The sequence below is a fragment of the Cupriavidus pauculus genome (assembly GCF_002858765.1).
GTDB classification, from domain to species: domain Bacteria; phylum Pseudomonadota; class Gammaproteobacteria; order Burkholderiales; family Burkholderiaceae; genus Cupriavidus; species Cupriavidus pauculus_B.
The window spans coordinates 307,029-320,744 of record NZ_PJRP01000007.1 but is presented as its reverse complement, the minus strand read 5'-3'; the positions used below and the strand labels follow the sequence as shown (position 1 = coordinate 320,744).

The 13,716-nt window shown below is 64.5% G+C and carries 4 protein-coding genes and 1 pseudogene; all 5 read left to right on the top strand.

Annotated features, from left to right (window positions below; all coding sequences use genetic code 11):
- Positions 1-90 (top strand): annotated as a pseudogene (locus tag CYJ10_RS17275) (glutamate--tRNA ligase family protein); the annotation flags it as partial.
- A gap of 747 nt (positions 91-837) precedes the next feature.
- Complete coding sequence (locus CYJ10_RS17270) at positions 838-3,390, top strand: filamentous hemagglutinin N-terminal domain-containing protein (RefSeq protein WP_257993381.1); 2,553 nt, start codon at positions 838-840, stop codon at positions 3,388-3,390.
- On the top strand, positions 3,387-5,147 hold the full coding sequence (locus CYJ10_RS17265) for a ShlB/FhaC/HecB family hemolysin secretion/activation protein (protein WP_101682696.1): 1,761 nt from the start codon (positions 3,387-3,389) through the stop codon (positions 5,145-5,147). Before CYJ10_RS17270 ends, CYJ10_RS17265 begins: the two co-directional genes overlap by 4 nt.
- 18 nt (positions 5,148-5,165) lie before the next feature.
- Positions 5,166-5,972, top strand: coding sequence for a peptidyl-prolyl cis-trans isomerase (locus CYJ10_RS17260; RefSeq protein WP_101682695.1), 807 nt, complete (start codon positions 5,166-5,168; stop codon positions 5,970-5,972).
- A gap of 87 nt (positions 5,973-6,059) precedes the next feature.
- Entirely contained in the window at positions 6,060-13,703 is a 7,644-nt protein-coding gene (locus CYJ10_RS17255; RefSeq protein ID WP_146002067.1) for a two-partner secretion domain-containing protein, read from the top strand.
- The last annotated feature ends 13 nt before the right edge of the window (positions 13,704-13,716 follow it).

Genomic DNA, 13,716 nt, shown 5'->3' with positions numbered 1-13,716 from the left:
GTGAACTTCGGCCTGGCCCGTGACTATGCCGGCCGCTGCCACCTGCGCTTCGACGATACGAATCCGGTCAAGGAAGATACCGAGTACGTCTATCGATAGAGTATATCCGGGCGAACCGGACTGTCTGTTATTGGCCGAAACGAGCTCGATCGAGTCGGCGGCCGACCCGCCGACGGCGACGGGTCGTCGCCGTCCCTGGGTGGCCTCCCAGATGTCTTAAAGGCGGCCGTTCGGAAAATGACTGGCAAGGCGGCGTAGATCGGGGCCCGAAGTGAACGTCTGCTGAACGGGGCCGCGCGACGCGCCAGGGAGTGTGAATGGTCTTATCTACATCTCCCTAACGCCGCTCATCAGGTGTTGCTCTAGCCAATACCAATGGTGCGAGGGCAGGGGCATCGATCTGGCGCAGTACGCGCACCCCTTGGAAATCCTCCTCCAGTAGGGGTGCACTCCCCCCATCGAAGGGTATGCGTCTGGCATGCCAAATTTCAAGCGAAAAAACCCATATCGAGGCTAACGGCACATTCGCGGACATCTTGAATTTTGGGGATCCTCGGTAAGCCCCATATCCCGCGGGATTGTCTGTACAAGGTCCCTGCAAGTCGGTGCATCCGCGCTAGCTGACGGTCAGTACTTCCGCATAACAATGCCCTGGCGGAAGCGCTAAAACCGGCGTTGCGTACAGCAGACACTTAGATTTGTTACGCCCGCAAGAGGTATTTGCCAGAAATCCCACATTTGCTAATGTCGCGGCCCAGGGAAAAGCAGTGGGGCAGGCGCCGAAAGAGCGAGCAGAACTCCCACGCATCAGGAATACAGAAAGAAGGGAGTGGTTCGTTGTTCCGATTTCGGGTTCTACGGGGTGGGCTTGCGTCGCAAGCGCGTTTTCCGCGTGTGCGCGGCACGGCGGCGGCCCTGACACTCATCGCACTGGCCGCGCGCTGCCATGCGGCGGGTGTCGTGGCAGACGGCAGCACCGCGACCACCGTCAATGTGGGGGCAGGCGGCCGTATCACCGTCGGCGTGGCCGGTGCCGTGGGTGGTGTCTCCACCAACAGCTATCGCGAGTTCAATGTGCCACGTGCGGGCGTGGACCTGGACAATGCGACGGCCCGCGCACGGACGATCCTGAACCAAGTGACGGGCACCAATCCGTCGCTGCTCGAAGGGCCGCTCAGCGTGCTGGGGCCGCGCGCCAATGTCGTGATCGCCAATCCGAACGGCATCAGTGTCAATGGCATGGTGGTGCAGAACATCGGGAACCTGGCACTGACGACCGGCCAGGTGTCGTTCAACGACTTCACGGTCAACGGGCAGTTGCAGCGCAACCTGGTGCTGACCACAAACCAGGGCCTGATCGACATTGGGCCGGGCGGCCTGTCCGGCACGCTGCTGAACCTCGAACTGATCGCCAAGCAGTTGCGGGTGGGTGGCAAGGTCGAGAATTTTTACACCGATGCCAATTCGCGCGTACGCGCCGTGGTGGGCGACAGCCATGCGGAAATCGATGCCAGCGTCTCGCCCGGCGACAACCTGACACCGTGGATTTCCTATGCGACGGGGGCGGGTATCGGCGCGACGTCAAAGCAAATTGCCCTCGATATCACTGCGGCGGGCAGCCTGATTGCAGGACGTGTGGAACTGATCGTGACCGACCAGGGCGCGGGCGTGCGCAATGCGGGCGCGGCATATGCCACGGCGGGAGATTTCGTGATCTCCGGCAGCGGAGACCTGGAACTGGCGTCGGGCAAGATCACCGCCAACCGTGACGTGCTGATCGGCAGCGGCGGGCTGCAAGGAACGGGCACAATCGCGGCGGGACGCCATGTGCAGGTCTTGTCCGACCGCGTCAGCATGGTCGACAGCGCCCTGACGGCCGGCACGGCGACGGCGGGTGACATCGTGATTGGCGCATCGGGCCAGGCGCATAGCCAGGTCGTGTCGCTGACCGACACGACGCTGAACGCTAGTGGCGGCGTGGGGGTGTTCGACGCCGGCGCCGGCGTAGCGCTTTCTGGGGTGCGGCTCAGCGCCAATGGCAACGTGATGCTGGAAGGCAAGGGCACGGGTGGGCTCGCCGTCAGTGCCGGGCGCACCCGCACATCGCTGACGTCGCTGCAGGGCATGCTGTCGCTTGCCGCAACGGACCTGCAACTCCGTGGGGCAGATATCGACGGCGTCGGTGGCGCCTCGGCCAAGGCAAACGGCATTGCGCTGCAGGACACCGCCTTCGCTTCTTCGGGCGGCGCGGTGACCGCAGATGATTCCGGGGTATGGCGCCAGCAGGACGCGGACGTTCTGGCGGCGACCGATGTCACGCTGCACAGCGGATCGATGGTGCTGGCGTCGGCCGGCCGCCAGTCCACCATCGTCGCGAATGGCGGCGGCGTCGTGGTCAATGTCGACGGCGACCTCGTCAATACGGGCGCCCTCGTCCAGGGCCAACGCCGAGGCGCCTTGCCAGGTGCCGAAGGTGCGGTGACCGTACGCACGGGTGGGTCGCTATGGAACGATTCGACCCCCCAGCACCTGGGCATCCTGTTTGGCACAGCCGACGACGTGGTCGTGCGTGCTGGCGGCGACATCGTTAACCGGCATGCGCGGATGCTGTCCAACGCTCGGCTCGACGTCGCCGCGACCGGCGACCTGATCAACGAGATCACCAAGCAGCCGGGTGCGAACAACGAACAGGCCGTTGTTGACACCGAATCCAGCCGTCGGTGGCTGGTGCTGACCCAACGCCGCAGCACGTTCGATATCGACTATGGCGCGGCTGACCGTCCCGGGCAGATTGCCTATCTGCTGTCCGATACCGGCACCTCCCTTAGCGGCCGCAACGTGATCAACACCGGCGGCGAGATCTATGCCAACAACGGCTCGATCACGATCCACGCCGCCGATACGTTTCGCACGCAAGGGGTGACCACCGGCTCGGCACACTATTCGCGAACCTGCATGATCGTGTGCCGGAGTTCGGCATCGTCGGATACGGCGGTAACGGGCGGCTTGCTGTCCGCTGGCGGCAGCATCGACATCACCGCCGGCAAGCTGGCCGAGAATATCGGTGGCCGCGTGCTGGCCATTGGCGACCTGACGGTGAATGCGCCAGTGACCTATGCCTCGGGGGTGACCGGCTACACAGCCATTGCGCGCGACAGAGGCTTCAAAGTGTTCTTCGGCGATACCTGGGCGCGGCTCTACGCCATGGATGTGGGCGGGAGCTGGATGGCAACGGGCCGCACCCGCATTAGCGGCGATGCCATCGTATCGGGGGGCAGCTTTGATGGCGATGTGTCGATCGCGGGCGCGACCACCATCTCGCGTGCTCGTCAGCAGACACCGGTATCCGTGGAAAGCCATCTTGGCCTGACGTCGTGGATGTGGCGATGACATTCTCGACGCGACAAAGGCAGCTGCGTGCTGCCGCCGCATGCTGGCTGGTGGCCGCTGCCGGATCGGCCATGGCGCAGGTGCCGCCTGGTGGCCCCGTGCCGCCCGAAGACCCGGCCCAGCGGCTACTGCGCGAGCAGCGCCAGCGGGAACTGCAGCGCGAGGCGACGCAACCGCCCGCGCAGATCGAGAACCGCGTACCCACGGCCCCGGACGTGCGTGTCGAGGACGTCGAAGAAACGGCAACCACGTTTGCCATCGACCGCATCGAGGTGGTGGGCAACACTGTATTGTCCGACGCGGAGGTCGAAGCCATCACGGCCCCGTTCGCCGGTCGCCAGCTTGGCGCCAACCGTATCAACTTGCTGCTGCGCCGGTTCACCGAGGCGTTTGTCGCGCGCGGCTATATCACCACGCGCGCCTATCTGGGCGAGCAGAACCTGGCGAGCGGTGTCCTGCGTGTGACCGTGGTGCCTGGGCGGGTGGAGTCGTCCCAGCTCAACGGCAAGACGCTGCGGCCAGGGCCGCTGCCCCTGTTCGATACCGCAGCCGGTGGATGGGTCACCGACGCCGGCACGGTGTGGCAGTTTCCCGCGACGGGTGACACCTTGCGGCTGGCCGACCTGGAGCAGGGCGTCGACCAGATCAACCGCCTGCGCCGCAACCGGGCGGAGATGCAGATCCTGCCGGGGCAGACGCCCGGCGGCTCAGTGGCGGCATTGACCAATCAGCCCGGTGACCGTTTTCGCTTCAATGCGGGCGTCGACAACTACGGCAGTCGCGTGACCGGCATTTCCCGCACGCGATTGGGCATCGATGCCGACAACGCGCTAGGTCTGCAGGAATCGCTGGGCGTCAGCTACGTTGGCACGACCGATACCAATGCGGCCGTGGCCTCGGTAGCCGTGCCGTTTGGCTACAACACGTTCAGCTATACGGCGTCGTTGTCCGAATACCAGAACACCATCGGTGACACGGCGCTGCTCTATGGCCGCACGGTGGGCCATACCCTCGGCTGGAACCGCGTCATTACCCGCAACCAGCATGGGCGGCAGGCACTGGACCTGACGCTGACCTGGCGCAAGAGCGAACGTGAGATCAACAACCTCGAACTGGATCCGCAGCGTTTGACGGTGCTTCGGGCAGCGTGGAACGGGCTCTGGCGCTTTGCCGCCAACGGCCAACAAGGCTACGTCACGGCGGAAGCGGGTTACTCGCGCGGCCTGCCGGTTTTCCACGCTACACCCGATCCGTCCGACATTCGTCATGACGAGGCCCACGCGCAATTCAACAAGCTCGACGCCAACACCACGCTGCAACTGCCGCTTCCGGTCATCGCGGAGCGCGTGCAGTTGGCCTGGCGCGCGCAACTGGTCGGGCAGTGGACCAACGTCGCGCTGTTCGGCTCCGAGCAGATCTACGCCGGCGGCATGAGCACCGTGCGCGGATTTCGGGAAGGGGTGATCGCGGGCGATCGAGGTGCGTATCTGCGCAACGAAGTGGCCTGGGCCAACGCGCCCGCGATCGCCGGCATCCGCATGGAGCCGTATGTCTTTCTCGACGGCGGCGAAACCCAGTACGTGGCAACCCACCAATGGCAAGCCGTGGTGGGGGCGGGTGCCGGCATCCGCCTGTCAGCCCAGTGGGCCAAACAAACTTTCACGAGCGAACTGCTGGTGGGCGCGCCGCTGGCGCAGCCCGCCAATCTCGGGCCGAAGCGCGGCGTCGTGCTGGCCACCTTGAACTGGATCTACTAGAAATTGGGAGCACAAGCCATGCAAAGCAACCTTATTCGTCTCGCTCTGGGTGCCGTCTTCGCACTGGGGCTCCAGTGCGCGCACGCTGCCACGGTCAATGGCGTGGCAATCGCCGATACGGCGATCACCGATACGTTGCGCGCGGCGGGCCTGCCTGACTCCCCGCAGGCGCGCGAGGCGATCAAGCAGCAGTTGATTGCCAAAGAACTGTTCCGGCAGGAGGCCGCCAAGGATAAGGCACTGGAGCAACGCCCTGACGTGCAGGCATCGCTGCGCGACGCACGCAACCAGGTGCTGATGCAGGCCTGGCTCAAGGACCATATCAAGCCCGCGCCGGTGACCGATGCAGAGGTGCGGACGCGCTACGACGCCATTGTGGCCACGCTGGGCGACCAGGAATACAAGGCGCGCGTGATCGAAGTCGCCGACGATGCTGCGGCCAGCGCTGCGCTGGCACGGATCAAGGCCGGCGAGGACTTCGCGAAGGTCGCCCAGGACATCAGCCTCGCGCCGTCAAAGACGGCCGGCGGCGCGATGGAATGGATCAGCTTCAAGGTGCCCGTGCAGGAAGGCAAGACCCAGAACCTGCCGCTGGCGATTGCCCAGGCTATTGCATCGCTGCCACCGGGTGCCATTACGCCCGCGCCGGTCGCGCTGGGCGAGCGCCGTTACCTGGTCAAGGTCGATGCCGTGCGCCCGACGCAGATTCCGTCGTTCGAGACGGCTGCGCCAGGTATCCGGCAGGCGCTGCAGGCGCAGGCGCTGGAGCGCGCCACGCTAGCCTTGGTCACGAGCCTGCTGACCAAGGCAAAGATCACCCAGTAACTCGCGCTGCGATTGCTGTGCCCGATTCGCCGGTGGCCTTTCACGCTGCCGTTCCACGTCTTTTGTCTGACGCTGTTCAGCCCTACCATGCAACGCGACCGCTCGGCGACGCTGTACCCTGATTCCTCGATTTCCGTTGACATGCCCGCGGACGTGCCGGCTGACCTGTCGCTGGCCGATCGCGGCCGCCGCAGCCTGGCGGCGCGTGCCGTGGCAGCATGTCTGGCCACGACGCTGTGGGTCGGGCCGATGTCGATCACGTTACAGCAGTCGAAGCAGGCGGCGGGTGTACTGGGGGCGGGTGCAATGCCGGTGGATGCCTTCGCTACCCATGTCGGCGCGGTGCGGCAGGGGCTGTTGCGCTGGGCAATGGACAAGCTGCCAGTGGTATTGCGCTTCGGTCCGGCCGAGGCCCTGGCCGCGCCGGTGACGGATCCGGCTGCGCCGATTCGCTTCACGCCGACGATTTCGGCCACGGCCGGCCCGGGCGCGCCGCAGGGCGGCGTGCCTGTCGTCGGTATTACCACGCCGAACGCGCAGGGCATCTCGCTGAACCAGTACCGCTCGTTTGTCGTTGATCCGATCGGGCTGATCCTCAACAACAGCACCACGGCGGGCGGCGCGTTCCTGGGCGGCCAGGTGGCGGCCAATGCCAATCTGGCGGCGTCGGGCCCGGCGCGGCTGATCGTTAACCAGGTGACCAGCAATGCGCCGGCACAAATCAACGGCATGGTCGAGGTGTTCGGCGCCCAGGCCGGCGTGGTGGTGGCGGCGCCAGGCGGTGTCTATACCAGCGGTGCCGGCTTCACCAACACGTCGCAAGTCACCCTGACGACCGGCACGCCGCAGTGGCTCTCGGCCACGGGCGCCGCCACCAGCTTTGACGCTGCGGCGTCGGCGGGATTCCTGGTCGAAGGTGGTCGCATCCAGATCGGCAACCCGACGCCTGGATCGCCCAGCACCGGTATTGAAGGAACCGTCGGCAATATCAACCTGATCGGCGAGTCGATTGGCGTCGATGCGGCGCTGAACGCGGGCCGCCAGATCAACCTCGTGGCGGGTCGCCAGCTGGTGAAGCCTGACGGAGACGGGTTCACGACCACACCTACCGGCGCCAACAATGCCGCCGCGAACCCTTCGGCCACGAACGGACTGGCGATCGATGCCACGGCGTTCGGGGCGATGAATGCGGGCCAGATCCGCATCGTCAGCACGGCCGCTGGTGTGGGCGTGAGGGCCGATGGCAGCCTTGCCGCATCAGCGGGCAATCTCACGATCGATGCGTCGGGCAACGTCAAGGTCGGCAGCACCTACGCCAAGCAGGCGGTCGCATTGAATGCTGCCGGTACGCTGGAGGCATCGGGCAGCGGCCGCGCCGAAGCGGGCTATACAGTCAACGCGGCTGGCGATGTCACGCTCGGCGGCACGCTGGAATCGGGGCGGGCCATCGCCGTGACATCGGGCGGCACCATTCGTGGCGCAGGCGGTGTCAAGGCCCAAGAAGCGGTGGCGCTCGACGCGGCGACCAATGTCGACGTGGGCGGCGCCGTCAACGGCGCCAGCATCGTGGTCAAGGCGGCGGGACAGGACGGCCAGGGCGATATCCGCCTGGGCGGCGATGTGACCTCGCCCGGGACCATTGCGCTGCAAGCCGCGCGGGATACGGTCATCGACGGTAGCGCGGTGTCGGCCGGCGACCTGAACCTGGCTACGCAGCGCAATCTGACAATCCACGGCGCTGCGGGCAGTACCACGGGCAACGTGTCGCTGACCGGCGTAGACGGCAGCGTCACCACCACGGGCAACGTAGTGTCGCCCGGCACGCTCAGCGTGAAAGCGGGTACCGACGTCAGCCTGGGTGGCCAGGTCGTGGCCACGGGCCAGCTCGATGTCACGGCCCAGACGGGTAGCATTGCCACCAGCGGTCAGATCGGCAGCAATGCCGGCATCGTGCTGAAGGCGGCACAGGATGTGACCGTGGGCGGGCAAGCGCAAAGCGCGGGCGACACTACCATCACCGCCACACGTGGCGATGTCGTCGTCAACGGTGCACTGACCAGCGACGGCAATACCGCCATCTCGGCGGGCGGCAGTGCGAACGTTTCCGGCAGTTTGTCGAGCGGCGGCAATGCCAGCGTGTCGGCTGCGGCGGGGTCGGCCACGATCAGCGGATCGCTGACGAGCCTTGGCAATGCCAATGTCACGGCCGCGCAGGATGCCACGCTATCTGGCAGCACGCTGGTGGGCGGGAATCTCGGCGCGTCCGCGGGGCGGACGCTGAAGGTCGGAGAACTCACCTGGGTGGGAAAGGACGCCACGCTGCGTGGCGGTGATGTCTCGATCGGAGCGCCGCAAGGCCAGCAGAACGCCGTCAACGGCACGCTGGACGTTGCCGCCACGCGCGGCCTGTCGCTGACCGGCGATACCACGGCGACCAACGTAACGCTGAGCGGCGCGACCGTCAGCAATGCGGGCGGGACGGCCGCTGTGCAGCAATTGCAGGTGTCGGGCGGCACGGTGACCAACAGCGGGACGCTGGCCGGCAATGCCGTCACGCTGAACGTCGCGAACCTAACCAACCGTGGCGTGCTCGGCGGCCAGACCGTCAATGCCATCATCGGCAATGCCTTCGACAACGCGGCGGGGTTGCTGTCCGGTACCCAGTCGCTCACCGTGTCGGCCGGCGCGCTGGTGAGCAACCAGGGCGGTACGCTGTTCGCAGGCGACCTGAGCGGCCAGAACCCGCTGAGCGGCAATCTTGCCTTCACGGTGCTCGGTGGCAACGGCAGCTTCAACAATGTTGGCGGTCAGGTGCTGGCCGGCAACAACCTGACGCTCAATGCGCCGAACCAGGTGTTCGACCCGTCGGCCATGGCCACGGGCAAGCTCGATGCCAATGGCACGCTGACACTGGGCGCGCTGGCGATTAATAACACGGGCACATGGACGGTGCCGGGTGGCAGCGTGGTACTCAACGCCAGCCAGGGCATCAGCAACAGCGGCACCATCCAGAAGGCGGGCGACCTGTCATTGGCCACTGGTGGCGCCCTGACCAATACCGGGCAGATTATTGGCGGCGCCAATGTGTCGCTGTCTTCCGGTAATCTGACCAACACGGGTACGCTGCACGCCAACGGCGACCTGGCGCTGGACGGCAACGTCACCAACCGCGGCGTGGCCGAGGCGCTGGGCAACATTGCCGTGACCGGCGGCAATTACGATAACACCGGTGCCAAGACCCAGGCCAACGGCAATCTCAAGATCGACATCGGCGGCACGGTCACCAATGTTGGGGGTGTGATCGGCGCCAATGGCGACATGCATATCGCGGCGGGCGCGGTCGTCAACGACCGTTCAGGGCCTGTGGATGGGGGCAGCACGACCGGCAAGGTCACCAACGAGGCGCTAGTCAACTCGGCGGTGATTGGCAGCTACGCGCCGTGGGAGTATTCGAGCTGTGATTCGTGCTCGTGGATGCCCACGGCGGGCACGCCGACCAACCTCAAGCTGGGTAATATCCGGCGCACGCCCGACGGTACTGCGCTGGCGCCGGAAGTCGGCTATTACCCCTATACGCCCGGCGGGGACGCTGGCATCTCCTGGATTCCGATGTGGCAACTGGTGGATGCCACGAGTCCGTACCCCGCGAATGCCGTGGGTACGGCGATCGCATTGCCGACGGTAGACCGCACCATCATCAAGCAGGCGGACGGCGTTGCTGGTCAGATTATCGCTGGCGGCAATCTCGACATCGGCGTGTCGACCTTGTCCAACAAGGGCGGCATCATTTCCGCCGCGCGCAACGTCGCGCTCAACGTCGGAAACTTGGACAATGGCCGGTCTGCGACGCTGGTAGATAGCGTGACAGACGTCGTTAACCAGGCCGAATTCGACGCGCTTCTCGCCAGACTCACCAAGCTGGCACAGTCCGTTCCGCCTTCCGACTTCAAGGGTGATAACCAGCAACTGTTGTTCGGCATCATCGTGCCACCTTGCTCGGGAGACAGCTGTGGAATGCCCGCCATCACCGGCGCACCCGTCAACGTCGGGCGCGACATCAACAACGCCGCAGTGGCCGCGCCGACGCAATCGTCGGCCACCTACCAACTTGGCAAGGCGGGGCAGATTACCTCGGGAGGTAATCTGGCACTGACCGGAACGGGTGACCTGACTAACGCAGGCGACATCGCCGCGGCCGGCAACGTCAAGATCACCACGCCTGGCACCTTCACCAATAAGGGTGTTTACGACGTCAGCGTTTCAACCAAGCTCGGCTGTGTGCCGGGCGGTGATTGCCCGGATGACAGCTACCAGACCGTGCAGTCGGTCGATTGGAAGCAGACGCCGTCCACCATCGCCGCGGGCAACACGCTGACGATCAATGCGGGTGGCGTGCAGAACCTCAATGCCACGCTGGCAGCTCAAGGCAATGTCGACATCACGACCGGCGGCACCGTGACTAACCGGGCCGGTGCGATCCAGTCGATTTCTGCCGATGTCTCGATCACGGCCGCGGCGTTGGTCAATCAGTCGCTCGATCCGGTCAAGCTGAACAAGAGCTATGGCGGTCAGAATCCGGCGTATGCCGGTGGCTGCAATCCGGGTGGCACCTATGGCAACAGCCAGTGCCGTGCCACCGAAGACGCCGCCGCCGGTCCGGCCGCGGTGATTTCCGGGGCGCGTGATGTCACGATCCAGACCGGATCGCTCAGCAACAACGGCGCTCTGATCGGCGGTGGCCGCAATGTCAACGTGCAGGCCAGCGGTGGTGTGGACAATACCGCGATTGCGCTGAATGCCGACTGGGTCGGACGCTGGCAAGAGGACCGCAGCGGTGGCGACCGCTGGCACGACACGGGCGGCCGATCGGTGCTGGGCAGCATCGCGTCGGGCATCCAGGCGGGTAATGCGCTAACCGTCAATTCCGGTGGGCAGATCGTCAACACCGGCAACTTGCTGGGCGAAACAGTCGACCTGACCGGCGCGTCAATGGTCAACGGCATTACCAGCCCGAACCAGCCGACGCCGCCGATCGCCCCGCCGCAGCAGGTCATCCCGCTCGGCCCAGCGCCGGTGCCCGCCGGATCGCTGCCGCCAACGGCGACAGTCACGCCGGATCCGACCGAACCGTGGCAATTCACGCCGGTAGTGGTGGCCACGCCGACCGCACCGACGGCCACGACACCGCCTGCCGTCGACTGGCACTTCAATGCCAAGCCGGACGGTACTCCGCTGACCACACCGACGACTTCGAACGACCGCGCGCAGTACGTCAATCCGAACCCGGCCACGGGCGTGCTGGCCGGTGTGACGCCGGACAGTCTGCTGGCGCAACTACCGCCGGAACTGCGTCCAGGTAACGTGACGTTCTACTACGACCCGTATACCGAAGCGCAGAAGCTGCAGCAGGCCGCGCTAGCGCAGACCGGGCAGGAAAGCTTCATCAGCGGCCTGTCGTGGGACAGCCAGAACAACCTGTCGGTGACCGATCAGGAAAAACTGGCGCTTTACAAAAATGCGGCTGATTACGCGAAGGAACATAACCTGGCGCTGGGTCACGCACTGAGCGTCGACCAAGTGAAGGCGCTGGACGCGCCGATGTTGTGGTACGTCGAGCAGGCGGTTCCTGATCCCCGATGCACGCTGGCAAGCACGATTTGCCCGAGCGTCAACGCGCTCGTGCCCCAGGTCTATCTGCCTGAAGGCTACGCACAGGCTCTGGCGGTGCCCACGGGCGGCACGATCAGCGGCGAGAACATCAAGCTGACCGTCGACGGTCAGCTTCGCAACACCGGCCAGGTCGTCGCGCGCGACACGCTGACGGTCAAGGCGGAAAGCATCGACCTGAGCCCGAACGTGGTGTCGATCGGCACCAACGCGTACAAGGCCCAAGGCGGCTGGAACGTAGTGACCGGCACCGTGGTGCAGCCCGGCGGCTTCCTGTCGGCGATGCACATGGACATCGAAGCCGACAGCATCCGGGCCATCAACGACGCATTCCGGGTGACCCGTGCTGACGGCTCGGTCGACGCGGACGCCAGCGCGGCGCTGGTAGCCCAGCTCAAGGAGAGCCTGGGGCTGAACTATACCGAAGGCACGGTCGCCGACGACATCCACACGCAGTTCATCAAGGAGAAGAAGGGTTTTGGCATCATCGGCCAGATTGTGGCGATGGTGGCGGCGGTGGCGGCGTCGATCGTGACGGCTGGGGCCGCTGCGGCCGCGATGAGCGTGGCCTTGACCAGCATGACCCTTGGCCAGGCAATGGCAGTGGCAGCGCTGTCTAGCATGGCTGGCAGTCTGGCCAGTCAGGTTGTCTCCGGCCAGGGTCTGAACTTTGGAATGATTGCCCAGGCGGGGCTGATTGGTGCGGTGACTGCTGGCCTGACCAACGGCATTACGTTCGACGGTAGTAGCTTTGGAGTGAGTGAATGGGGGCAGTCGCTCAAGGGAACCAGCACCCTGGCAAACCTTGCCGGCAGCAATACGGCCGGCGGTGTATTACAGGCGGTGAAGGACGGCGCGACGGGCACCATCTATCAGCAGGCCATTGGCATGGTCGGCACCGGCTTGATCAACGCCGGGGTGAATACGGCGTTCAATGGGGGGAGTTTTGGGCAGGCGTTCCTGAATAACCTGGTGGCCCAAACGGCCGCGCTGGGTGCTAACGCGATCGGCAATTCCACCGATCCCCTAACGCTGCAGAACGTTGCCGCCCATGCGGCGTTGGGATGTGTGGCTCAGAGTGCGGTGGGTGGTGATTGTGCCAGCGGAGCCATGGGCGCGGCCGCATCCGCAGTCATTGCACCGCTGGTACGAGACGGCTTATATAGCGGCACAAAGACCGTAGATGTTGTCAACAACGGCAACGGTACCGAGACCGTTGTTACCAGCTACAACAACTATGCATATAACGCTGCCATAGCAGCGATTGCAATGGCGTTTGGTGGCGGAGCCGCCGCGCTGATTGGAGGAAATCCTCTGGCGGGGGCCAGCGCAGCACAGAACGAGGCGGTCAATAACGCACTTCACGCCACGGTTGTGATTCGTCCCGTTCCGACCCCGCTTGGCATCCTTATGGTGCCTTTCCCGGTCATATCGTTTGACCCCATCAATACGCCGAACAAAGGTCCGCAGGGAAGTGATCCGTATGTCACGCCACTCGAGGAGCAGAATAGCAACGGCAATGTCATTGCAACGCCGAACAATGGTCCGCAAGGGCCAACTCTGACAGGTACACCGATCGGCAACCCGCAAGGGCTTACGATTTTAAACAATCCTGGATGTGGCGCCGCAGCGGGTGCTCCCTGCGCTGGCTTGACTGTGATAGCAGCGGTTAAGGACAGTATTGACCAGCTAAGCGGCGTAGTTGAAGCGGGACAGACGCCGTTCCAGCGCGGAATTCAATTTCAGAACGAAGCGCTACCCGCCTTGGGCGTTCCCGAGAACAAGCATCGAATTACTGTTACGCTTCCGAACGGATCGCCCGTCACAGTGGTGCCGGACGCGTTCAGGAACACGACAATCATTGAGGTGAAAGATGTTGCAAACCTGTCAAATTCGAACCAATTCCGGGGCTACTTTGCGACGGGGAATGCGATTCAATTGATTGTAAGTCCAAACACGAAATCGATATCGCAACCTCTACGAGAGCTTATTCAGGATTCTGGAGGATCAATTAAGGTATTTGATCCGACCACGAAGAGCTTCACGCCTTGGGTGCAAAAATAAATAAGGCATAAGT

What these genes read in the sequence shown, in the direction of transcription:
- CYJ10_RS17265 (WP_101682696.1), top strand. Translation starts at nt 3,387, where the DNA reads ATGACATTCTCGACGCGACAAAGGCAGCTGCGTGCTGCCGCCGCATGC.
- CYJ10_RS17260 (WP_101682695.1), top strand. Translation starts at nt 5,166, where the DNA reads ATGCAAAGCAACCTTATTCGTCTCGCTCTGGGTGCCGTCTTCGCACTG.
- CYJ10_RS17255 (WP_146002067.1), top strand. Translation starts at nt 6,060, where the DNA reads ATGCAACGCGACCGCTCGGCGACGCTGTACCCTGATTCCTCGATTTCC.